Consider the following 22,984-nt stretch of genomic DNA (forward strand, 5'->3'; position numbering starts at 1 on the left):
GGAGCGGCGGTGCGGCGATCCGACTTGCCCGCGAAGGCGGCCGCCAAGACACCGCATCACTCCCCGACAAACCACCGGTAATACGGATTCCCCGCATCCCCGCGCATTACCTCGCGAATATCCCTGACCCAGGCCTCACGGTCACCGTCGTACGCATACAGGCTCGCCCGATAGAACTGCATCAGGCGTTGCTGCTGGGTGTTCATGCGCTCGATGAACCCGGTGTCGGCGTTCAGCAGTGCCGGCGGCTGGTGCAAGTCGAGCAGGGCAGGCAACACGCGACTGATTTCCCCGGAGCGTACCCACGGCGCGTATTCGATCTTCGGCTGATCGTCAGTCACCGGTTGTGCATCGCCAGCGAAGCGTTCAAGCCCAGCGCGGTCAGTCACCCAGGTGGCGAGCAACGCCGCGGCCGAACCGATGCCGACATCCTGCAAGGTGCTGCGAACGCTGTCCTGCTGGAAGCGCGCATTGATCTTCGCCGCATCCAGTTCAATCGGCTCCATCGAGCCCACCAGCAGCATCTCGTGGAACTCGCTGGTCCACAGGGTCGCGTAAGGGAACACGTCGAGGAAGCTGCGCACCAATGAGCGCGAGTCATCGATGTTCTGCGTCGGCAGCGGCAGCCATTGGGCGACCAGGCCTTGTTTCTGCAAACGGCTGGCGGCCAGTTGATAGAAGTCCCGGGAATACAGATTGACCACGCCGGCAGCGGAGGGCGGTGGCGGTTCGAGGGTGATCAGGTCGTAGCGCTGCGGGTTGCGCAACAGTTCCTGGCGCCCATCGCGCAGACGGACATCGACCCCCGGATTGGCCGCTGCATTGAAATTGCCCTTGAACAACGGCGCCGCCCTGACCACCGAAGGCAGCAGTTCGGCGACCACGCGATGTTCCAGGCCGGGGAAGCGGGTCAGGGCGCCGGCGGTAATGCCGGTGCCGAATCCGATCACCAGCGCCGAACGCGGCTGACCGTTGTGGATCAGCAAGGGCAGCAACGCCTGAATCCGCATGTAACGTAGGGATGGCATTGCGTCGCCGGTGTTGGACACGCCCTGAATGTACAAACGCTGGAATGCTCTTTCGCCCCTGCCTTGGGAAACCACGGCGACGGTCCCGCCACGGCCTTCTTCATAGAACGTCAAGGTGCCATTGCGCGCACCCGGCAGCAGGCTGGCGAGTTTGTTGACCGGCGTAAACACCGCGAGCGCCAGCGACACCAGGCCGATGGCAACGACCGCCTGACGCCGGCCTTTCTTGACCCCGTGGCCCTTGCGCACAGCGAAGCAGGCGATACCGGCGGCGATAATCGCCAACAGACCCAGGGTCCGCACCAGTCCCAGCATCGGTATCAGGACAAAGCCGCAGAGCATCACGCCGATAATCCCGCCAAGGGTATTGAACGCGACGACTTCACCGACATGGCGTCCTACCCGTTCACCGCCGACGCTCAAGCGCAGGGCCAACGGAAAAGCCGCGCCCAGCAGCAGGGTCGGCACAAATACGATGCTCAGGGCGGCCACCGCAAACCGCGTGCTCATGCCCGCCAGTTCGCTGCCGCCCAATGACAACACCCAGGATTCGGCCAGGGTCTGGGCGAGCACCAGCCAGCGCCCCAGCAAGGCGATTTCCAGCAAGGCGACCAGCCCGGCCCCGGCGATCAACAAGCCGAACACACCCCAGGGATCGCGCAGGCGATCGACCCGACGGGCCAGCAGCATGCTGCCCAGGAACAACCCGGTGAGGTAAGTCGCCAGCACCACGGCAAAGGCGTAGGTACGGGTGCTCATGAACTGCACGATCGATTGCGACCACACGACCTCGTAGCCCAGGGCCACGCCACCGGCAATGGCGTACAGCCACAAGGCCAGGCGATCGGTTTTTTTGTCGGTGTGATGTTTCACCGGGGCATCGCCGGGCGCCACGCGCTGACGCTGGAACCACAAAGCCCCCGCGGCGGCCAGCAGGTTCAACATCGCGGCGGCCAGCGCGCTGCCGCGCACGCCGAGGGTGGCAATCAGCACGAACGCAGCGAGCAGGGTGCCGGCGATGGCCCCGGCGGTGTTCGCCGCATAAAGCTGCCCGCCGGCCTTGCCCAGGTGTTGCGGGGCAGAGGCCAGGGAGCGAACCAGCACCGGCAGGGTGCCGCCCATCAACAGCGCGGGAATGCCCACCAGCGCAAACGGCAACACCCAGGCCAGCAGGCCGATGTGTTCTTCCAGCCAGGCAAACGGGCTGGCCGCCAGGCTCATGGCGAAAGTCGCGCCAACACCCAGCACCGCCACCAGCACTTCCAGCCCGGCGTACAGCACAACCGGTTGCTGCATCCGGTCCGCCCAGCGGCCGAACAGCAATCCGCCCAAGGCCAATCCGGCAAAGAACGCGCTGATTCCGGTGGTGATGGCATAGACCTCGACGCCTACCACCAACGACAGCTGCTTGATCCACAGCACCTGATACACCAGCGCCGCGGCACCGGAGACAAACAGCAGCAGGGCGGGAATCAACACCGCCGGGGCAGAGACATGGGGCGCAGGTATGGCCGACGACTTGCTGGCGACACGTGAGGTCATTGCGGATTGCCTTTCCAATTCAAGAAAACTGCGACTGTGCGGGCCTCATCGCGGGCAATACGGCCCCACACTGGATCTTCGGTACGACAAAATCCCTGTGGGAGCGGGCTTGCCCGCGATTGGGGCCAATACGGTCCCAAGTCGGAAACAGTACCGCTCGCCAATGAAGGCGAGCGGTGGTCTGACGGTCTTACTGTGCAGCTTTCATTTTTTCAGCAATTTTGGCGTCTACCGCAGCACGGATCTGGTCGATGCTGAAGCTGGCCGGTTTCTGGCTTGGTGGATACTCGATGAAGGTTTCAAGGAACGCCGCCGACTTGCCAACGGCTACAGCCGCCAGGTAAACGTTCTTGGTGGCCCAATCGTAATACTGATCGGAAACCACGTCGGCACGTTCATACGGGTCCATTCGCAGGTTGAAGATTTTCGGTACGCGCAAGCATACGAATGGTTCGCTCCAGACCTTGAAACCACCGGGTGCGCGTTGCTCGCAGAACACGGCTTTCCAGTTATCGAAGCGCATCGATACCAGCACGCCGTCGTCGTTGAAGTAGTAGAACTCCTTGCGTTCACTCTTGGGTTGTTGGCCGGTCAGGTAAGGCAATTGGTTGTAGCCATCCAGGTGCACCTTGAAGTTGGTCCCGCCAGAGGTCGGTGCCCAGCCTTTGAGCAGCTTGCTTTTCACCTCGGCATCGCCCGCCGCCGCGAGCAGGGTCGGGAACCAGTCCATGCCCGAGAACATCTCGTTGGACACTTCACCCGGCTTGATCTTGCCTGGCCAGCGGATCATCGCCGGAACCCGGTAGGCACCTTCCCAATTGGAGTTCTTCTCGTTACGGAAAGGCGTGGTCGCTGCATCCGGCCAGGAGAACTGGTTCGGGCCGTTGTCGGTGGTGTAGACGACGATGGTGTTGTCGGTGATTTTCAGGTCGTCGAGGGTTTTCAACAGTTTGCCGACGTCGCCGTCATGCTCGAGCATGCCGTCCGCGTAATCGTTGCCGGGCATGCCGCTCTGGCCCTTCATCGAATCGCGTACGTGAGTGAACAAGTGCATGCGTGTGGTATTCATCCAGACGAAGAACGGTTTGTCCGCCTTGGCCTGTTTCTCGATGAACGCTTGCGCTGCGGCGGTGGTCTCGTCGTCGATGGTTTCCATGCGCTTGGCGGTCAGGGCACCAGTGTCTTCGATCTTGCCGTCAGCGAAGCTGTGGATCACACCGCGCGGGGTGTTGGCTTTGACGAATGCGGCATCGTCTTTCGGCCAGTAAGGGCGCTCAGGCTCTTCTTCGGCGTTGAGGTGATACAGGTTGCCGAAAAACTCGTCGAAACCGTGATTGGTCGGCAGGTATTCATCCTTGTCACCCAAGTGGTTTTTGCCGAATTGGCCGGTGACGTAACCCTGGGACTTGAGGGCCTGGGCGATGGTGATATCACGCTTTTGCAGGCCCACCGGCGCGCCCGGGATGCCGACTTTCGACAAACCTGTACGCAGTGGCGTCTGCCCAGTGATGAAGGACGACCGTCCTGCAGTGCAGCTGTTCTCCGCGTAGTAGTCGGTGAACATCATGCCTTCCTTGGCGATGCGGTCGATGTTCGGAGTCTTGTAGCCGACCACGCCCATGGAGTAGGCGCTGATGTTGGTCTGGCCGATATCGTCGCCGAAGATCACGAGAATATTGGGCTTTTCAGCGGCCCCGGCAGTTGCCGAGATCGCCATGACCGACGCTGCCACAAAGGCGAGTTTCGGTATCCACTTACGTATGCGAGTCATCTGACTGGCTCCTTATGCTCACTGGTGTCGCGTGCTGCGACAAACGTTTTTGCGGTCCTGCATTACGTCTTTTTATTGCACTTGCTCAGGTGTGGCGGCATCGAATGGATAGATCCGACGCCATTCGGACGCCATGTCAACGACGGTCCAGCCACGGGAGTTTGCTTCGTCCAGGGCCTTGTCCAGACGGCCGATCTGAGATTGCCGATCGTAGGCCCATTCACGTTTGGCGTCGGTGTGATGCACCAACCCCATGAAACGTTTACCGGGACCGGTGGCGGTCCACTGGAGCATCTGCAGGTCGCCATCGGAGTTGCCGAACGCGAGGATCGGCCGGCGCCCGATCACCGCGTCGATGCTTTCCGGTTTGCCCGGGCCGTCGTCGTTGTGCGCCAGTTTCGGTGTGCGCAGGATCGACGCCTCGCCATCCTTGTACTGAAAGGCCGTGACGAAGGTGGTGCCGATGACCTGTTCTGGTGGAATGCCGTAGACCTTTTCGGCGAAGGCGCGCATGAACCCGGTATCGCCGCCGGAAACAATGTAGGTCTTGAAGTCCTGGCTGCGCAGGTAGTCGAGCATTTCCAGCATGGGCTGGAAGATCATCTCGGTGTACGGCTTGCCGGTTTTCGGATGCCGGGCCTGGCTCAGCCAGGTCTTGGCGTAGTCGTCGAAGGCTGCGGTGGTCATACCGGTATGGGTGGCAGCAAAAATCTTCAGGATGCCGTCCATGCCAGCGGCGGCCAGTGCCTTGTGATCGTTCTCCAGCACGGCCTTGAACGGTTGAGTGGTTTTCCACTCCGGGTGCTGCGGCGCTGTGCGTTTGACTTCGTCGAGGGCGAACAGCAGCTCGAAGTACATCGGCTGCTCGCTCCACAAGGTGCCGTCGTTGTCGAACACGGCAATGCGGTCCTCGGGTTTTACGAAGTCCTTGCTGCCTTGATCGGTCACGGCCTGGACGAACTCGATGATGTTCTTTTTTGACGGGCCGTCATTCCACGACGGTAGTGGCTCGGCTGCCTGAACCAGCAGCGGCAGGCTCAAGACCAAGGTCAGTAAAAATCTAAACCCGTGGTGATGGCGCAGCGACATCGGGTTTGTCATGGGAAATCCTTCTCGTGAACGGGGTTGAGTGGATGCAGTGCAGATGCGACAGATTCCCTGTTGAGCTCGGCCTGACTATGCAGCGTAGACAAGGATTCCCTGATTTGGCGCAGCGCCTGGTCTTTGGCCGGTTCACGGCCATAACAGGCGCGCAGGAACGTTTGCAGGCGCGGGCCGAGTTGCGTCAGTTTCAGACCCTGGCGAGTGCGTCGGGTCCACAGGTACAGGGCGCTGAGTTGCGCAGGTTTGCCCTCGATTTGTGCCGGAATCTGCTGCCAGGCGTAGTCGGCCGACTCCAGCCAGGCGGCAAGTCGGGTGCGGCGTCGGGCTTGCCAGTTGAGGTACGCGCGCTGTACGAGCGGGCGGGTGAACCAGCCGAGTGCCACCACGCCAAGCACTGACACCAACCCTTCGAACCAGTGCCCGGAAAGGTGCAGACGGTTTTCCCGGCCGAGTTTCTTCAGGTCCTCGGTGATTGAAAATATCGGCTTGTAGACGCCATTGGCCTTCGCGTCGAATGCAATGGCAGGTACTTGCGCGGTGCGGGTTTGACGGCCGGTCGAGTCCCACCATGTCAGTTCGACGGCCGGCAGGGTGTAGTGGCCTTCGGTGTCGATTCGATAGGTCACGGTGTCGATGCGCTGACCGCCATTGAAGTTGCCCCGACCGTCGTCCAGATTGCGGATTTGCGGCGCTTGCGGGTAGAGGCTCAGCCCCTTGATCTGGTCCGGCGTCGGTGTCGGCAATGACATGGCCAGGGCACCGTCGGCCTGCAACGTCAGTTCTCGGGTGATGCTGTCACCGACTTTCAGCGGGGTCGCCGAATTGAAGGTCTTTTGCGTGAACCGCAGTCCTTGGGCCACCAGCACCGGTTCTCCAGGCTCGAACCCCGGCGGTTGCGTCGCGCTGAAGTGCAATGGCTGGCTCTGGGCACTCAGCGCGCTGGTCGCCTGACCCGGGGTGGCGCGGACTGTCAGTGCCGGAATGTCGAAATCCTGGGCCAGATTCGGCGTGATCAGGTAGCTGTAGCGCATGCCGCTGAAGGCTTTGCCGTCGATTGTCTGGTTCAGGTGTTCGGCGTGGCCGTCCGGTGGCATCACCAGTGCACCGGGCAGTTTCAGGTCGGGCAGGGTGGGGGCGCTGGTGAACCAGGAATCGGTGAAGACATCGAGTTGCAGCTCGACCAGGCTGCCGACCATGACAGGGTCGGCGGGTTGCAGGGTTGCCTGGACTTTCAATTGCGGTTCTTCGCCCCAAGCTCCGAGGCTGATCAGGCATAGAAGTAAGGTGCCAATTGTTGTGGTGATTGATCGGACGCCATCGCGAGCAAGCTCGCTCCCACAGGGGATTTGTGGTGCACGCGGATCAAATGTGGGAGCGAGCCTGCTCGCGATGGCCAAGACGCGATTTTCAAGACAGGTCATGGTCTAGCCCCCGCCTGATCCTGCAAGCTGAACTTCTGCTTGAGAAACTTCGCCGGCGATGTGGTCAGGTTCTGCAGCCACTGTTCATCCGAGGCGGCCTGTTGGGTCTGCACCGGTTTGCTCTGGCCCTTGCCCGGTGCCTTGTCCATCTTGATTTCGTCGGGTTTGACCTGCGGGGTGTTTTTCCCGGCGCTTTCGGTGTCCTTCTGCAAGGCAATGGCCAGCGCCAGGTTGGCCGTGGCTTCCGGAAACTGCGGTTGCAACTTCAGCGCCTGGTTATAGGCCGCGATGGCCTGATCGAACTTGAAGCGCCGCACGTAGGTGTTGCCCAGATAGAAATAGGCCTGCGGTGTGTCGAGGCGCGCGAAACTGGCCAGCGCCAGGTCGAAATCCGCCGCCTGGTAGGCGGCAACGCCTTTCCAGTACGGATCGACAAACAAGGCCGCCGCCTCAGGGAAGTGCTGATGCTCGAAGGCCCAGCGACCTTGCTGGTCGCGGGTGAAAAAGGCATCCGTCAGCGCATTGGCCTGCGCCGGCACCGGTTGCAAGCCCAAGCCTGCCGCCAGCAACAACCCAGCCATCCAGTTCAAGCTCCAGCCCTTGCGTACGCTGAAAAAGGCGATCAACAGCAGCGGCCAACACAGCCAGTAACCTGCGTCTTTCCAGTGCAATTCACGCTGTTCGTCACTGGCAGACTGGAAGTGCTGCCGGGCGTGCAGTTCGACCCAGTCCAGGTCGTCATCGTTGAGGGTCAGGCTGCCCAGCGGGGCATCCATCGTTGCTGCAAGCTGCTTGAGGGCGTCCTGATCGAAACTGCCGAGTTGCGGGCGACCGTTGCTGTCGGTGCGCGGCCGGCCAGCGGCATCGCGAATGATCCCGCCGTCGGTGCTGCCAGCCGCCAGAATCAGCACTTGCAGCGCACTGCCAGTCAGCTGTTTATCCAGCCCGGCCAGTGCCGATGTGTCGGCGCCATCGGTGATCAGCAGCAGGGTGCCGGGGGTTTTCTCGGCGGCGAGCAGGCGCTTGGCCTGATCGATGACCGCGCCGACATTTTTCCCCGGCTTGCTGATCAGGTCGGTGCTCAGGGCCTGAATGAACGTATCGAGCAGCGCCGCATCGTCGGTGGCGGGCAATACCAGATGCGCGCTGCCGGCGTAGGCAATCAAGGCGCTGCGCGACCCGGCGCGGCGCTGGATCAAGTCGTGGAGCTTGTGCTTGGCCGCTTCCAGGCGACTCGGTGGAACATCGCTGGCGTCCATGGACGGCGACAGGTCGACGGCGATGATCAGTGGCGCACGGTTCTCCAGAAAATCTGGCCGATCCCGCTCCCAGGTCGGCCCGGCGGCGGCAATGGCGCCGAGTACCAGCAGCGCACACACCAGGTGCACCGGACGCAGGCGTTGCCGGTCTTGTGGGGTGATCAGCAGATGCGGCAGCAGGTGCGCGGCGATGTTGCTGCGCAAGCGCCGTTGCAGATCCCGGTTGCGCCGCCACAGCAATGGCAGCAGCCCACCGAATACCGCGAGCAACAGCCACAGGGGGCGCAGGAAATGGACGTCGCTGAGGTTGATGTCCATCTCAGGCCTCCTGCCGTTGACGCGCGAGTATCAGGCGTGGAAGCAGCAGGGCGCCCAAGTGATAAGTCGCGAGCAGGGCAATGGCAGCGCCCAGCGGCCACCAGAACAGATCGCGTTTGGGCTGATGGCTGAGGGTTTTCACTTGATGCGGGGTGAGTTTGTCGAGGGTGCTGTAGACCTGATCGAGGGCATTGCGGTCTTCGGCGCGGAAGAAGTGTCCGCCAGTGACTTCGGCAATGTCTTGCAAGCCTTGCAGGTTGACCTTGGCTTCGCCTTCGGCATTCGGGTCGCCAATGCCGATGGTGTGAATCACCACGCCTTTGGCGGCGGCCATGGATGCTGCGTGGTCCGGGGTGATGGCGCTGCTGGTGTCGTTGCCGTCAGTGAGCAGAATCAGCACCTTTTCCCGCTCGTGGGCCTGATCCAGCAGTTTCAGGCTCAGCCCGATGGCATCGCCGATGGCCGTGTTGGGGCCGGCCATGCCGACGCCTATGTCGTCCAGCAGCAGTGACAGGCTGGCGTGATCCAGGGTCAACGGCGCCTGCGGATAAGCACCAGTGCCGAACACGATCAGTCCGATTCGATCGTCTTTACGTTTGTCGATGAACCCGTGCATCACTTCCTTGACCGCTGCCAGGCGATTGATGTTCTGGCCGTTGGTGTCGGTGAAGTCGGTGGTTTCCATCGACTGGGAAATGTCGATGGCCAGCATCAGGTCACGCACCGGCTGCTGGCGTTCGATGGGTTTTTCCACGAGCACCGGCCGACTCGCCGCCACCAGCAACAGCGTCCAGACCAGCAGGTTCAGGAGCAATTGCCAGCGATTGCTGCGGGTGCCAGCCCGGCTCGGTGCCTGGCCGACGGCGCGGCTCATGGCACCGAAAAACGGAACGCGCACCGCACTGCGCGCTTCGCGGTAGTCGGGCAGGTAGCGATAACCGAACCACGGCAACGGCAACAGGATCAGCAGCCATGGGTAATCAAGCTGCCACATGATGACGCTCCACCCAGGTTTTGCAGGTGCTGAATAGCTGCTGGCGCTGTTCATTGGGCATGGCCCGCAATACGGCGTCAGGCGCGTAGGCCAGCAGCGCCAGTTGTTGGCTGAAGTCGGTGGGCAACGGCTGTTTACAGTGCCGCTGCAAAAACGCCTGCCAGTCCTCTTTCCCCAACGCCGCTGGAGAACCTTGTGGGAGCGAGCTTGCTCGCGATGAGGCCATTAAATTCAAAGGTGGTGTCGACTGACCTGACGCTATCGCGAGCGAGCTCGCTCCCACAGGTTTTGTATTCCAGTCAGAGGGCATCGAGAGGGCTGTGCGCTTGAGCAGCTCCGGAAGTTCGCGCAATGCATTCAGGTCATTACTGCGCTGCTGCAATTCCGCCAATCGTGCCAGCGCCTCGCGCCGATAGCGATCACGCCGCCATTGCCAGTATCGCCGCACGCCTGTCACCAGCAGCGCGACGATCAGCAGCGCCAGCAACGCCCACCAACCCCACGTCTGCGGCGCAAAACTGACCGGCGTTGGCAGTGTCATTTCCTTGAGTTGGTCGATGCTCGGGACGGTGGGGTTCATCGGCGCCCCCCGGCGAGCTTGCCCAGTTCGGCGCGCAGTTGTTCCCGGGCCTCTGTGGCGGTGCTGAACATCATCAACGGCACCCGGCTGCGGCGCAGCAAGGTAGCGACGTCCTTGAGCCGGCCGCTGAGAAAATCACCGAGTGGCTGATGCACCTGATGTCGTTCCACCGCCAGTTCCACCTGCAACTGTCCTTGGGTGATCAGCACGCGACCGTTTTTCGGCAGGTTCAGCGCCAATGGGTCATAGACCTGCATGGCAATCACATCGTTGTGGGCCGCCAGTTGCCGCATCAGCCGCAAGGTGCGTTCACCGGCTCCGGCAAAATCGCTGACGATGCAGATCAAGTGGTCGTGACCGGCTACGGCCAGGCAATGCTGCAGGACCTTGTCGAGCTGGTCGTCGCCTTCCGCATCCGGGTTGGCCGCATTGAGTTCCTGGTTCTGTCGGGCAATGCGGCTGCACAGCGCTTCGATCCGTTTGCGGCTGCGCAGCGGGGCAATGCTGTCGATGCGCCGGTCGTTGAATACCAGTCCACCGACGCGGTCGCCGGCGTTGAACACCATCCACGCCGCCAGGGCGCCGAGTTCGGCTGCGACGGTGGATTTGAAGCTGCGTTGCGAACCGAAGAACATCGACATGCGCTGGTCCACCAGGATCAGCGCCGGACGGTCACGCTCTTCGGTGAACGTGCGCACCACCGGTTTGCCTGTGCGCAGTGATGCCCGCCAATCGAGGTGACGCAAATCGTCTCCCGGCTGATAACGGCGCAGTTCGTCAAAGTTCAAGCCGCGGCCACGCAAGCGTGAAGCGTGATTGCCGGCCAGGATGCTGCCCTGGGGCTGGCGCGCCAGAAAACTCAGGTCGCGGGCCTTGAACTCCAGGGCCATCAACTGCGCCAGAGAGACATAGACCAATCCATCGGTGTTCACGCCGCAATCGCCACTTTGTCGAGTAGACGGTCGAGTACCTGATCGGCAGTCACACCGTCGGCCACCGCGTCGTAACTCAGTTGCAGGCGATGGCGCAGCACCGGGTGCGCCACGGCGCGCACGTTGTCCGGCGAAACGAAATCCTGGCCCTGCAACCACGCGTCGGCCCGGGCACAGCGGTCCAGGCCGATACCACCGCGGGGGCTGACGCCGATGCTGATCCAGCGTCCAAGGTCGGCGTCGTAGTCGGCCGGATGGCGCGTGGCGTTGATCAGGTCGATGAGGTAACGGTCGATGGCCGGGGACACATGCACGGCGCTGACTTCCCGGCGCGCCGCGAAAATTACCTCCTGTGCGAGGGCAAAACCCTGCACGGCGGCTGTTTTGGCGCCGAGTGCCTGTTCTTCCTCACGCAACAGCCGTAGTACCTGGCTTTCGTTTTCCGTGCTCGGATAATCGAGTAGCACCTTCATCAGGAAACGGTCCATCTGCGCTTCCGGCAGCGGATACGTGCCTTCCTGTTCGATCGGATTCTGGGTCGCCACCACGATGAACAGTTCCGGCAGGGCATGGCTGTTGCCGGCCACGGTGATCTGACGTTCTTCCATGGCCTCGAGCAGCGCGGCCTGGACCTTGGCCGGGGCACGGTTGATTTCGTCGGCCAGGATCAGGTTGCCGAACAACGGCCCCGGCTGAAAGCGGATCTCGTGTTTACCCTCGACCTGATGCAGCACCTCGGCCCCGGTAATGTCCGACGGCAGCAAGTCCGGGGTGAACTGGATGCGGCTCATTTTCGCATCCAGGTGTTTGGCCAATGCTTTCACCGTGCGGGTCTTGGCCAGGCCGGGCAAGCTTTCGAGCAGCAGATGCCCGTTGGCCAGCAAACCGACCAGCACTTGCCGGATCACCTGATCCTGGCCGAGTACGGCTTCGGCGATGCTGGCTTGCAGAGCGTTGATGTCGTTGAGTGTGCTCATGCGATCTCCTAGAAAAACGCCAGGGTCAGGTTGACGCTGAAACCATTGCCCTCAGGCCGGTTCTTGGTGTCGAATTCCGGCACCCAGCGGGCACTGATGTTGGCCTGGGCGTCGGCGAACTTGCCGCTCCAGCCCACCACCGGGCCGGCACCCACGGAACGACCACGGAAGCCGCTGTTGGCGCCGGAACCGGAGTCATCGGTGACCTGCTGGATGTATCCGGCTGCGATACCGGCGTTCCATCCGTTGCCAAAGCCGTGGGTCCACAGTGCATCGAGGGTGTAGATGTTGCCGTTGCGATAGTCGGTGGAGTCGTTCTCGGTGTAGAACTCCAGGCCACTCGACAGCGTGAATTCACCGCCCTTGCCGTCCAGATGGGTGAACGCGACGGTGGGCATGAAGGTGTAATTGTTCTGTCCGGGGTTGGCCAGGCGATCGTCGTTGTAGGCACCGGTCGGCACGTAGATCGGCAGCGAGAACGAGAGGTGGTTGAATTCGTCGAAGTGGTAGCCGGCGGCAATCGGTGTCACCAGCATGTCGGCAAACTGGGTGCCGCTGTCCGAGGTGCCCAGGGTTCTGCCGCGAGGGCCGGTGATGTTCGCAGTGATGTCGGTGTACTGCACCGGCACACCGATGGCCGAGGCGTAATTCCAGCGACCCTTGCCGGTGTCCCAGACATGGGTGAAGTTGGCCATGGTGTAGGACACTTTCATGTCCAGCCCGGTACTCAGGGCACCCACGATCGGCACCTGGGCGTTGCCCTTGAGTTCACCGTCGTACCAGATGCTGGTCAGGGACATGACCCAACCCGGCCCCGGGGGCACGATCCCGGCGTTGGAAAACACTTGTTGCCCGGTGATGGGGCGGCCGACGCCACCCTCGGCCGCCAGTACCAATGGACTGCTGCTGACCATGCACAGCGCCAACAAGGGGCGCACTACGAAAGGCCTGATCATGAATGACTCCGCTTATTGTTGTGAGGTCGCCGGAGTCAGCAGCGGCAGTTTCCACTGGCCACTGGTGACTTCCGGTCTTGGCAGATACAGGCGCAGAACGCCGTAAAACGGACCATTCGGTGCCGGCAGCCAGTTGCTTTGCAACTCTTTGGCCGGTGTCTTGTGCTGCACGTAAAGGGTCAAGCCGCCATCGGCATCGAGCTTGAGGTCGGGCAACATCCGCGAATTGATCAAGGTGCCGGTGCTGTAGCCGTTATGCGGATCAGGACGGGTGCTGATGACGGGGAGGGTGGCACGCAGTAGTTGCGGGACGCCGATAAAGTCATTCGCAGCCATCGGCAGCGCACCACGCAACAAGACATCGTTGGTGCGAACGTTGGAATCGAACAGCTTGGGTGTGTAGTAATCCTGAAAGTTGACGCCAGACGCCAGGTTCAGCGGGTTGTTACTTTTGTTGGCCGTCTCGGCGTTATCCGCGTGAGCACAAAAAACAGGCGTGAGCGAAGTCACCCAGACAGGGGCGTGCTTCCCCAGTTTCTTAGACATCATTCCCCCGGATCCCTGGTGGCTGATTGGGCATACGGCCGTTATGTTTGGCCGTAACCGCGTAATCCCTTTCAGATCAAGCCTGTAGGACTCGTCAGATGACGTTAGCAGCTAACCACGGGTTATCCAGTAGAACGGATTCATTCTTTGGTTTTTTGTGCAGGTTCTGGTTATTTTTTTTGCGTGCTAAAAAATTGATACAAATCAATTGCTTATCCGGTAAAGTTGAGTGGCTGTCTAGTCAATGTGGGAGCGGGCTTGCTCGCGAAAGCGGAGTACCAGTCGACATCGTTGCTGGATCAGACGGCCTCTTCGCGAGCAAGCCCGCTCCCACAGGAAACTGAGGAAAGGGTTGAGTCAGTCAGTTTTTCTTCGCCTGCTCCCAAACCCGCTCTTCCTGCTCGCGCAGTTCTGGCGTGAACTCGGCTCCAAAGTCCTCAGCCTCAAACACCTGGCGAATCTCGATTTCGGCCTCGGTGCCCGGCATCGGGTTGGGACAGCGCTTGACCCATTCGAGGGCTTCTTCCCTGGACTTCACTTTCCATAACCAGAAACCGGCAATCAGTTCCTTGGTTTCGATGAAGGGGCCGTCGATCACCGTGCGTTTGTCTCCTGAAAACTTTACACGAGCGCCTTTGCTGCTCGGGTGCAGGCCTTCGCCCGCGAGCATGATGCCGGCCTTGACCAGTTCTTCGTTGTAGTTGCCCATGGCCGTCAGCAGCTCTTGGCTGGGCATGACGCCGGCTTCGGATTCCTGGCTGGCTTTGATGATGATCATGAATCGCATGGTGTCGTCTCCGTTGCAGTTGAGTGACTCGATTTATAGTCGAACGACGGTGGAGCAATTCGACAGAGTGTTAACGAAAGTTTTCGTCGATGACGTGTCCCGTGCCTTTCGTCATGAACATCGGGTGGCGGCGGGTGAGGGCGTACTCTGTACTTTTGCCGACTTGTTCGGATAACACACGAACTCTGTGGGAGCGAGCTTGCTCGCGATGGCGTCAGATCCGTCACCAGCGATGTTGAATGACATTGCGCTTTCGTCGGATCGCCGCCCGGAGCAAGCCCACCACCACAGATTTGTGGGTTGTATCCAGTTTTGTGCGCTGATACATGACAATTTATGTTTGGCCATAGGTCGTCGGACAATTTCGTGGTTAACTTCGGCCTCGTCAAAATTCTCCACACCAACGTCAGAAGGACTCCGTTCATGGCTCAAGTCACTCTTAAAGGCAACCCGGTTCAAGTCAACGGCCAACTGCCACAAGCCGGTTCCAAGGCGCCAGCCTTTTCCCTGGTTGCGGGCAATCTGTCCGACGTCACCCTGAAAGACTTTGCCGGCAAGCGCAAAGTACTGAACATCTTCCCAAGTATCGACACCCCGACCTGCGCCACCTCGGTGCGCCAGTTCAACGCCAAGGCCGGCAGCGTCGACAACACTGTCGTGCTGTGCATCTCCGCTGACCTGCCATTCGCCCAGGCCCGCTTCTGCGGCGCCGAAGGCCTGGAAAACGTACAGAACCTGTCGACCCTGCGCGGCGCCGAGTTCATCCAGAACTACGGCGTGGCCATCGCTGACGGCCCGCTCAAAGGCCTGACCGCTCGTGCCGTCGTGGTCCTGGACGAAAACGACAATGTGTTGCACAGCGAGCTGGTTGGCGAAATCGCTGACGAGCCGAACTACGAAGCGGCACTTGCTGTTCTGAAGTAAGTACGTCTTTACAATTGTTAACACCCCCGCTGTCAATAATGCTGTTGTAGGAGCGAGCTTGCTCGCGATGGACTCGAGAACGCTGCGTTTAGTCAGTAGACATGCGTTGTCGTTAACGACCATCGCGAGCAAGCTCGCTCCTGCGCTGAGCGGCATTACCCTCTGTCCAGGCCGTTTTCATTTGTGCTTCAGTGTCTTACAGAAAACTCCTGTTCTGTAAGCCGAAAGTAAATTGCCGGTAAAGGCGCTTTGCTTAAAACCCGCCAGTGCTTATCGTTCAGCCTCATGTAAAAGAAGCCCACGCGCCCAATGGTTGATCACTCAATGCAATCCTCCGCTTCCCGTAGTCCTCGTCGCTGGCTGTTCGGCCTGCTTGTCCTGTTGGTCATCGCTGCCCTGTGCTGGAAATTCTGGCCTGGCAGCGCTGCACCCAAGGAGGCTGCGGGGCAAAAAGCCGTCGCCGGGCATACCGGCAGGTCAGGCGGGATGCGCCCTGGATTCGGTGGCGCGTCCGGGCCGGTACCGGTGCGAGTGGCTCCTGCAGTCAAGGGAGACTTCCCGCTGTATTTCAAGGCGCTGGGCACGGTCACGGCGCTGAACACCATCAATGTCCGCAGCCGCGTCGGCGGTGAGCTGGTCAAGATCTATTTCGAAGAAGGGCAGATGGTCAAGGCCGGTGACCTGCTGGCCGAAATCGACCCGCGCCCTTACCAGAATGCCTTGCTTCAGGCCGAAGGCACCTTGCTGCAGAATCAGGCGCAGTTGAAGAACGCTCAGGTCGATGTCGAGCGTTATCGCGGCCTCTACAAGGAAGACAGTATTGCCAAACAGACCCTGGACACCGCCGAAGCGCTGGTCGGTCAATTCCAGGGCACGGTCAAGACCAATCAGGCCGCCGTCAACGATGCCAGGCTCAATCTCGAATTCACCAGGATCCGCGCACCAATCACCGGTCGCGTCGGCCTGCGCCAACTGGACGTCGGCAACCTGGTAGCCGCCAACGACACCACAGCATTGGCGATCATCACCCAGACCCAACCGATCAGCGTGGCCTTCACCCTGCCGGAAAACAGTCTCGACACCGTGCTCGCCCGTTATCGCAGTGGGGCCAAATTGCCGGCTGAAGCATGGGATCGGGGTGATACCAAATTGCAGGCCACTGGCGTATTGCAGAGCCTGGACAACCAGATCGACGTCACCACCGGCACCCTCAAGTTCAAGGCCCGTTATGAGAACAGCGATCAGTCGCTGTTCCCCAACCAGTTCGTCAACGTGCGCCTGCTGGCCGACACACTCAAGGACGTCGTACTCGCGCCTTCCGCCGCAATCCAGTTCGGCACTAATGGCACGTTCGTCTATGCCCTGGACGGTGACAAGAAGGTCAAGATCCGTCAGTTGAAAGTCGGCGCCAGTGACGGCCTGAACACCGTGGTCACCGAAGGCCTGACGGTGGGCGAGCGGGTCGTACTGGAGGGCACCGACCGCCTGAAGGACGGCAGTGACGTGGAAGTGGTCAACGACAGCCAGGACGTGCCGGCCACGCCGACCGAACATTTGCAAGGCAAGTCGGCGGCCAACGCGGCAGAGCCTGCGACCACTGACAAGGCGAAAAAGGGCGGCGCATGAATCTCTCGCGGCTGTTCATCCTTCGCCCGGTAGCCACCACGCTGAGCATGCTGGCCATTATCCTGGCCGGCGTGATCGCCTATCGGTTGTTGCCGGTGTCGGCATTGCCCCAGGTCGATTACCCGACCATTCGCGTCATGACCCTGTACCCCGGCGCCAGCCCGGATGTCATGACCAGCGCGGTGACTGCGCCGCTCGAGCGGCAGTTCGGGCAAATGCCCGGCCTGACGCAAATGGCCTCCACCAGTTCCGGCGGTGCGTCGGTGCTGACCCTGCGTTTCAGTCTCGACATCAACATGGATGTGGCCGAGCAACAAGTGCAGGCGGCGATCAACGCCGCGACCAACTTGCTGCCCAAGGACTTGCCGGCGCCGCCGGTGTACAACAAGGTCAACCCGGCCGACACGCCGGTGCTGACCCTGGCCATCACCTCCAAGACCATGTTGCTGCCCAAACTCAACGATCTGGTCGATACGCGCATGGCGCAGAAAATCGCCCAGATCAGCGGCGTCGGCATGGTCAGCATTGCCGGCGGCCAGCGTCAGGCCGTGCGGATCAAGGTCAACCCAGAGGCTTTGGCGGCCAACGGCTTGAACCTGTCGGACGTGCGCACGCTGATCGGTGCCTCCAACGTCAACCAGCCCAAGGGCAACTTCGACGGCCCGACCCGGGTCTCGATGCTCGATGCAAACGATCAACTGACCTCGCCCAAGGACTACGCCAACCTGATCCTGGCCTATGCCAATGGCGCGCCGCTGCGGCTCAAGGACGTGGCAGAAATCGTCGACGGTGCCGAGAATGAACGCCTGGCGGCATGGGCCAATGAGAATCAGGCGGTACTGCTGAACATCCAGCGTCAGCCCGGTGCCAACGTGATCGAGGTAGTAGACCGGATCAAGGCCCTGTTGCCGAGCATCACCGACAACCTGCCGGCCGGCCTCGACGTGGTGGTGCTGACCGACCGCACCCAGACCATCCGCGCCTCGGTCAAGGACGTACAGCACGAACTGCTGATCGCCATCGCCCTGGTGGTCATGGTCACCTTCCTGTTCCTGCGTCGCGCCAGCGCCACGATCATTCCGTCGGTGGCCGTGCCGCTGTCGCTGATCGGCACGTTCGGCGTGATGTACCTGGCCGGATTCTCGGTCAACAACCTGACCCTGATGGCCCTGACCATCGCCACCGGTTTCGTGGTGGACGACGCGATCGTCATGCTGGAGAACATTTCCCGATTCATCGAGGAAGGCGACAGCCCGCTGAACGCGGCGCTCAAGGGCGCCAAGCAGATCGGCTTCACCTTGATATCCCTGACCTTGTCGCTGATCGCCGTGCTGATCCCGCTGCTGTTCATGGCGGACGTGGTCGGGCGCTTGTTTCGCGAGTTCGCCATCACCCTGGCGGTGGCGATCCTGATTTCCCTGGTCGTTTCCCTGACCCTGACACCGATGATGTGCGCGCGGTTGCTCAAGCGTGAACCCAGGGAAGCAGAGCAGGGCCGTTTCTACCGCGCCAGCGGTGCGTTCATCGACTGGATGATCGCCGCCTACGGGCGCAAGTTGCAGTGGGTGCTCAAACATCAGCCGCTGACCTTGATGGTGGCCATTGGCACCTTGGCGCTGACGGTTTTCCTTTACATGATGGTGCCCAAGGGCTTCTTCCCGGTGCAGGACACCGGCGTTATCCAGGGCATTTCCGAAGCGCCACAGTCGATTTCCTTCGCCGCCATGAGCGCGCGCCAACAGGAGCTGGCCAAGGTCATTCTGGCCGACCCGGCCGTCGAGAGCCTGTCCTCCTATATTGGCGTGGATGGCGACAACTCGACCCTCAACAGCGGTCGGTTGCTGATCAACCTCAAGTCGCACCACGACCGCGACCTGAGCGCAACGCAAGTGATTGCCCGCCTGCAACCGGAGCTGGACAAACTGGTCGGCATCCGTCTGTTCATGCAGCCTGTGCAGGACCTGACCATTGAGGACCGGGTCAGCCGTACGCAGTACCAGTTCAGTATGTCGTCGCCGGACTCGGAGTTGCTGAGCCTGTGGAGCAAGCGTCTGGTCGAAGCATTGGCCGAACGGCCGGAATTGACCGACGTTGCCAGCGATCTGCAGGACAAGGGTCTGCAGGTTTATCTGGTGATCGACCGCGATGCGGCGTCGCGGGTCGGTGTGTCGGTGTCGAACATCACCGATGCGTTATACGACGCCTTTGGTCAGCGGCAGATTTCCACGATCTACACCCAGGCGAGCCAGTACCGCGTGGTGCTGCAATCGCAGTCCGGCGAGAAGATCGGCCCGGATGCGCTGAACCAGATTCACGTCAAGACCACCGACGGCGGTCAGGTACGCCTGTCCAGCCTGGCGCATATCGAGGAACGCCAGGCGCAACTGGCGATCACCCACATCGGCCAGTTCCCGGCGGTGATGATGTCCTTCAACCTCGCGCCCGGTGTGGCGTTGGGGCATGCGGTGCAGATCATCGAGCAGGTGCAGAAGGACATCGGCATGCCGATTGGCGTGCAAACCCAGTTCCAGGGCGCGGCGGAGGCTTTCCAGGCCTCGCTGTCGAGTACCTTGCTGCTGATTCTGGCGGCGGTGGTGACCATGTACATCGTGCTGGGCGTGCTCTACGAGAGCTATATCCACCCGATCACCATTCTTTCGACCTTGCCTTCGGCGGCGGTGGGCGCCTTGCTGGCGTTGATCCTCAGCGGCAACGACCTGGGCATGATTGCGATCATCGGCATCATCCTGCTGATCGGCATCGTGAAGAAGAACGCGATCATGATGATCGACTTCGCCCTGGACGCCGAGCGCAATCAGGGCATGGACCCGCAAACGGCGATCTATCAGGCCGCCTTGCTGCGTTTCCGGCCGATCCTGATGACCACCCTGGCCGCGCTCTTCGGTGCCGTGCCGTTGATGCTGGCCACCGGTTCCGGCGCGGAACTGCGCCAGCCGCTGGGTCTGGTAATGGTCGGCGGCCTGTTGCTGAGCCAGATTCTGACGCTGTTCACTACGCCGGTGATTTACCTGTATTTCGATCGTCTCGGTCGACGCTTTGGCAAGACCGGCGCTCAGGAGACGGCGGTATGACGGCCTGCATAACCTGTGGGAGCGAGCCTGCTCGCGATGAGGCCCGTTCGTTCAACATCATTGCTGGCCGATACACCGCTATCGCGAGCAGGCTCGCTCCTACAGGGGGGCAGCAGGGCTCGCGGGTTGGTGCCGGGAGCAGTCATCGATGAATCTCTCGGGACCTTTCATCAAGCGCCCGGTCGCGACCATGTTGCTGAGCCTGGCGATCATGCTGCTGGGCGGCGTGAGCTTCGGTTTGCTGCCCGTGTCGCCGCTGCCGCAAATGGACTTTCCTGTGATCGTGGTGCAGGCCAGCCTGCCCGGCGCCAGCCCCGAGGTCATGGCGTCGACCGTGGCCACGCCGCTGGAGCGCTCCTTCGGCGCCATTGCCGGGGTCAACACCATGAGCAGCCGCTCCAGCCAGGGCTCGACCCGGGTGATCCTGCAATTCGACCTGGACCGCGACATCAACGGCGCGGCGCGGGAAGTGCAGGCGGCCATCAACGCCTCGCGCAACCTGCTACCCAGCGGGATGCGCAGCATGCCGACCTACAAGAAGGTCAACCCGTCCCAGGCGCCGATCATGGTGCTGTCGCTGACGTCCGATGTGCTGGAAAAAGGCCAGCTCTATGACCTGGCCTCGACGATTCTGTCCCAGAGCCTGTCCCAGGTGCAGGGCGTCGGTGAGGTGCAGATCGGCGGCAGTTCCCTGCCAGCGGTGCGTATCGAACTCGAACCGCAGTCGCTGAACCAGTACGGCGTGGCCCTGGACGATGTGCGCAACACCATCGCCAATGCCAACGTGCGCCGGCCCAAGGGTTCGGTGGAAGACGATCAACGGCTGTGGCAGGTCCAGGCCAACGACCAGCTGGAAAAAGCCAAGGACTACGAGTCGCTGATCATCCACTACAACGGCGGCGCGGCCCTGCGCCTGAAGGATGTGGCGAAGGTCAGCGATGGCGTCGAGGACCGCTACAACAGTGGTTTCTTCAACGATGACGCAGCGGTATTGCTGGTGATCAATCGGCAAGCCGGCGCCAACATCATCGAGACGGTCAACGAGATCAAGGCCCAGTTGCCGGCGTTGCAGGCGGTGCTGCCGGCCAGCGTCAAGCTGAACCTGGCCATGGACCGCTCGCCGGTGATCAAGGCGACGCTGCACGAAGCGGAAATGACCCTGCTGATAGCCGTGGCCCTGGTGATTCTGGTGGTGTTCCTGTTCCTCGGTAACTTCCGCGCCTCGCTGATCCCGACCCTGGCGGTGCCGGTGTCGCTGGTCGGCACCTTTGCCGTGATGTACCTCTACGGTTTTTCGCTGAACAACCTGTCGCTGATGGCATTGATCCTGGCCACCGGGCTGGTGGTGGACGATGCCATCGTGGTGCTGGAGAACATTTCCCGGCACATCGACGAAGGCGTGCGGCCAATGAAGGCCGCGTACCTCGGTGCCCAGGAAGTCGGCTTTACCTTGCTGTCGATGAACGTGTCGCTGGTGGCGGTGTTCCTGTCGATCCTGTTCATGGGCGGGATTATTGAAAGCCTGTTCCGCGAGTTTTCCATCACCCTGGCGGCCGCCATCGTGGTGTCGCTGGTGGTGTCGTTGACCCTGACGCCGATGCTCTGCGCCCGCTGGCTCAAGCCGCACACGCCGGGGCAGGAGAACCGCCTGCAACGCTGGAGCCAGCGGACCAACGACTGGATGGTCGGCAAATACGCCACCAGCCTCGACTGGGTGTTGCGTCACAAACGCCTGACGTTGCTCAGTCTGTTCGTGACAATCGGTGTCAACATTGCGCTGTATGTCATTGTTCCTAAAACATTTATGCCGCAACAGGATACCGGACAGCTGATCGGTTTCGTGCGCGGCGACGATGGCCTGTCCTTCAGCGTCATGCAGCCGAAGATGGAGATTTTCCGCCGTGCGGTGTTGAAGGACGAGGCGGTAGAAAGCGTCGCCGGCTTCATTGGCGGCAACAACGGTACCAACAACGCCTTCATGCTGGTGCGCCTGAAGCCGATCAAGGAACGCAACATTTCCGCGCAGAAAGTCATCGAACGTCTGCGCAAGGAAATGCCCAAGGTTCCCGGCGCACAACTGATGCTCATGGCCGACCAGGACCTGCAATTCGGTGGCGGCCGTGAGCAGACCAGCTCGCAATACTCGTACATTCTGCAGAGCGGGGATCTCGGGGCGTTGCGCGAGTGGTATCCGAAAGTCGTCACCGCACTCAGGGCCTTGCCGGAGCTGACGGCGATTGACGCGCGGGAAGGCCGGGGTGCCCGGCAAGTGACCCTGATTGTCGACCGCGACCAGGCCAAGCGCCTGGGTGTCGACATGGACATGGTCACGGCAGTGCTGAACAACGCCTACAGTCAGCGGCAGATTTCGACCATCTACGACAGCCTCAACCAGTATCAGGTGGTGATGGAGGTCAACCCGAAGTACGCCCAGGACCCGATTACCCTCAAGCAGGTCCAGGTGATCACCGCTGACGGCGCGCGGATTCCGCTGTCGACCTTTGCACATTACGAAAACAGCCTGGAAAACGACCGGGTCAGCCACGAGGGCCAGTTCGCGTCGGAAAGCATTTCCTTCGACATGGCCGAAGGCGTGACGGTGGAGCAGGGCACGGCCGCCATCGAGCGGGCGATTGCCAAGGTGGGCTTGCCGGAAGACGTGATCGTGAAGATGGCCGGCACCGCCGATGCCTTTGCCGCCACGCAAAAAAGCCAGCCGTTCATGATTCTCGGCGCTTTGGTGGCGGTGTATCTGGTGCTGGGGGTGCTGTACGAAAGCTACATTCATCCGCTGACTATCCTGTCGACGTTGCCGTCGGCCGGGGTCGGCGCGTTGCTGTCGATCTATGCGCTGGGCGGCGAGTTCAGCCTGATTTCGTTGCTGGGGCTGTTTCTGCTGATCGGCGTGGTGAAGAAAAACGCCATTCTGATGATCGACCTGGCGTTGCAGCTTGAACGACACCAGGGCATGGCACCGCTGGAGTCGATTCGCAGCGCCTGCCTGCAACGTTTGCGACCTATTCTGATGACCACCCTGGCCGCGATCCTCGGTGCCTTGCCGTTGCTGCTGAGCCGCGCCGAAGGGGCGGAAATGCGCCAGCCGCTGGGCCTGACCATCATCGGCGGG

At 61.3% G+C, this 22,984-nt stretch carries 15 protein-coding genes and 2 pseudogenes; 4 read left to right on the top strand and 13 right to left on the bottom strand.

Annotated features, from left to right (window positions below; translation table 11 throughout):
- Nucleotides 1-56: 56 nt before the first annotated feature.
- The 13 genes and pseudogenes from PMI29_RS19345 to PMI29_RS19290 all read right to left on the bottom strand — a co-directional run bounded on the left by PMI29_RS19345 (nt 57) and on the right by PMI29_RS19290 (nt 14,215).
- Nucleotides 57-2,570 (bottom strand): fused MFS/spermidine synthase, encoded by a 2,514-nt coding sequence (locus PMI29_RS19345; protein ID WP_007996482.1) that lies wholly within the window; start codon nt 2,568-2,570, stop codon nt 57-59.
- A gap of 190 nt (nt 2,571-2,760) precedes the next feature.
- Entirely contained in the window at nt 2,761-4,341 is a 1,581-nt protein-coding gene (locus PMI29_RS19340; RefSeq protein ID WP_007996483.1) for an arylsulfatase, read from the bottom strand.
- A 72-nt stretch (nt 4,342-4,413) separates the two neighbouring features.
- Nucleotides 4,414-5,442, bottom strand: a complete 1,029-nt coding sequence (locus PMI29_RS19335; RefSeq protein WP_007996484.1) for an HAD family hydrolase — start codon at nt 5,440-5,442, stop codon at nt 4,414-4,416.
- A complete protein-coding gene (locus PMI29_RS19330; RefSeq protein ID WP_007996485.1) occupies nt 5,439-6,866 on the bottom strand; it encodes a BatD family protein in 1,428 nt (475 codons plus the stop codon). The genes PMI29_RS19335 and PMI29_RS19330 overlap by 4 nt, the downstream gene beginning before the upstream one ends.
- Complete coding sequence (locus tag PMI29_RS19325; RefSeq protein WP_007996486.1) at nt 6,863-8,443, bottom strand: VWA domain-containing protein; 1,581 nt, start codon at nt 8,441-8,443, stop codon at nt 6,863-6,865. The genes PMI29_RS19330 and PMI29_RS19325 overlap by 4 nt, the downstream gene beginning before the upstream one ends.
- A 1-nt stretch (nt 8,444) precedes the next feature.
- Entirely contained in the window at nt 8,445-9,437 is a 993-nt protein-coding gene (locus tag PMI29_RS19320; RefSeq protein WP_007996487.1) for a vWA domain-containing protein, read from the bottom strand.
- A complete protein-coding gene (locus PMI29_RS19315) occupies nt 9,424-10,017 on the bottom strand; it encodes a DUF4381 domain-containing protein (RefSeq protein ID WP_007996488.1) in 594 nt (197 codons plus the stop codon). Before PMI29_RS19315 ends, PMI29_RS19320 begins: the two co-directional genes overlap by 14 nt.
- On the bottom strand, nt 10,014-10,949 hold the full coding sequence (locus PMI29_RS19310) for a DUF58 domain-containing protein (RefSeq protein WP_007996489.1): 936 nt from the start codon (nt 10,947-10,949) through the stop codon (nt 10,014-10,016). The genes PMI29_RS19315 and PMI29_RS19310 overlap by 4 nt, the downstream gene beginning before the upstream one ends.
- Entirely contained in the window at nt 10,946-11,926 is a 981-nt protein-coding gene (locus PMI29_RS19305) for an AAA family ATPase (RefSeq protein WP_007996490.1), read from the bottom strand. The genes PMI29_RS19310 and PMI29_RS19305 overlap by 4 nt, the downstream gene beginning before the upstream one ends.
- Before the next feature lie 8 nt (nt 11,927-11,934).
- On the bottom strand, nt 11,935-12,882 hold the full coding sequence (locus PMI29_RS19300) for a SphA family protein (protein WP_007996491.1): 948 nt from the start codon (nt 12,880-12,882) through the stop codon (nt 11,935-11,937).
- Between the two features lie 12 nt (nt 12,883-12,894).
- Nucleotides 12,895-13,116 (bottom strand): annotated as a pseudogene (locus PMI29_RS32535) (DUF1214 domain-containing protein); the annotation flags it as partial.
- 3 nt (nt 13,117-13,119) lie between these two features.
- Nucleotides 13,120-13,428 (bottom strand): annotated as a pseudogene (locus PMI29_RS32540) (DUF1214 domain-containing protein); the annotation flags it as partial.
- A 361-nt stretch (nt 13,429-13,789) separates the two neighbouring features.
- On the bottom strand, nt 13,790-14,215 hold the full coding sequence (locus tag PMI29_RS19290) for a YciI family protein (RefSeq protein ID WP_007996493.1): 426 nt from the start codon (nt 14,213-14,215) through the stop codon (nt 13,790-13,792).
- Nucleotides 14,216-14,638: 423 nt separating this feature from the next.
- Between PMI29_RS19290 and tpx the strand changes: the two genes are divergently transcribed.
- The 4 genes from tpx to PMI29_RS19270 all read left to right on the top strand — a co-directional run.
- Entirely contained in the window at nt 14,639-15,139 is a 501-nt protein-coding gene (gene tpx / locus PMI29_RS19285) for a thiol peroxidase (RefSeq protein ID WP_007996495.1), read from the top strand.
- Nucleotides 15,140-15,448: 309 nt separating this feature from the next.
- The gene (locus PMI29_RS19280; RefSeq protein ID WP_007996497.1) at nt 15,449-16,765 is read left to right on the top strand and encodes an MdtA/MuxA family multidrug efflux RND transporter periplasmic adaptor subunit; all 1,317 of its coding nucleotides are present in this window, start codon (nt 15,449-15,451) and stop codon (nt 16,763-16,765) included.
- On the top strand, nt 16,762-19,857 hold the full coding sequence (locus tag PMI29_RS19275) for an MdtB/MuxB family multidrug efflux RND transporter permease subunit (RefSeq protein WP_007996499.1): 3,096 nt from the start codon (nt 16,762-16,764) through the stop codon (nt 19,855-19,857). Before PMI29_RS19280 ends, PMI29_RS19275 begins: the two co-directional genes overlap by 4 nt.
- 148 nt (nt 19,858-20,005) lie before the next feature.
- The coding region (locus tag PMI29_RS19270) for an efflux RND transporter permease subunit (RefSeq protein WP_007996500.1) at nt 20,006-22,984 on the top strand (2,979 nt) is incomplete at its 3' end.

The organism is Pseudomonas sp. GM49 (assembly GCF_000282355.1).
GTDB lineage: Bacteria > Pseudomonadota > Gammaproteobacteria > Pseudomonadales > Pseudomonadaceae > Aquipseudomonas.

Bases quoted from the DNA above. Each gene is read 5' to 3' on its own strand.
- PMI29_RS19275 (WP_007996499.1), top strand. From the start codon at position 16,762: ATGAATCTCTCGCGGCTGTTCATCCTTCGCCCGGTAGCCACCACGCTG.
- PMI29_RS19305 (WP_007996490.1), bottom strand. From the start codon at position 11,926: ATGAGCACACTCAACGACATCAACGCTCTGCAAGCCAGCATCGCCGAA.
- PMI29_RS19340 (WP_007996483.1), bottom strand. From the start codon at position 4,341: ATGACTCGCATACGTAAGTGGATACCGAAACTCGCCTTTGTGGCAGCG.
- PMI29_RS19280 (WP_007996497.1), top strand. From the start codon at position 15,449: ATGGTTGATCACTCAATGCAATCCTCCGCTTCCCGTAGTCCTCGTCGC.
- PMI29_RS19335 (WP_007996484.1), bottom strand. From the start codon at position 5,442: ATGACAAACCCGATGTCGCTGCGCCATCACCACGGGTTTAGATTTTTA.
- PMI29_RS19290 (WP_007996493.1), bottom strand. From the start codon at position 14,215: ATGCGATTCATGATCATCATCAAAGCCAGCCAGGAATCCGAAGCCGGC.
- PMI29_RS19345 (WP_007996482.1), bottom strand. From the start codon at position 2,570: ATGACCTCACGTGTCGCCAGCAAGTCGTCGGCCATACCTGCGCCCCAT.
- tpx (WP_007996495.1), top strand. From the start codon at position 14,639: ATGGCTCAAGTCACTCTTAAAGGCAACCCGGTTCAAGTCAACGGCCAA.
- PMI29_RS19325 (WP_007996486.1), bottom strand. From the start codon at position 8,443: ATGGACATCAACCTCAGCGACGTCCATTTCCTGCGCCCCCTGTGGCTG.
- PMI29_RS19320 (WP_007996487.1), bottom strand. From the start codon at position 9,437: ATGTGGCAGCTTGATTACCCATGGCTGCTGATCCTGTTGCCGTTGCCG.
- PMI29_RS19315 (WP_007996488.1), bottom strand. From the start codon at position 10,017: ATGAACCCCACCGTCCCGAGCATCGACCAACTCAAGGAAATGACACTG.
- PMI29_RS19300 (WP_007996491.1), bottom strand. From the start codon at position 12,882: ATGATCAGGCCTTTCGTAGTGCGCCCCTTGTTGGCGCTGTGCATGGTC.
- PMI29_RS19330 (WP_007996485.1), bottom strand. From the start codon at position 6,866: ATGACCTGTCTTGAAAATCGCGTCTTGGCCATCGCGAGCAGGCTCGCT.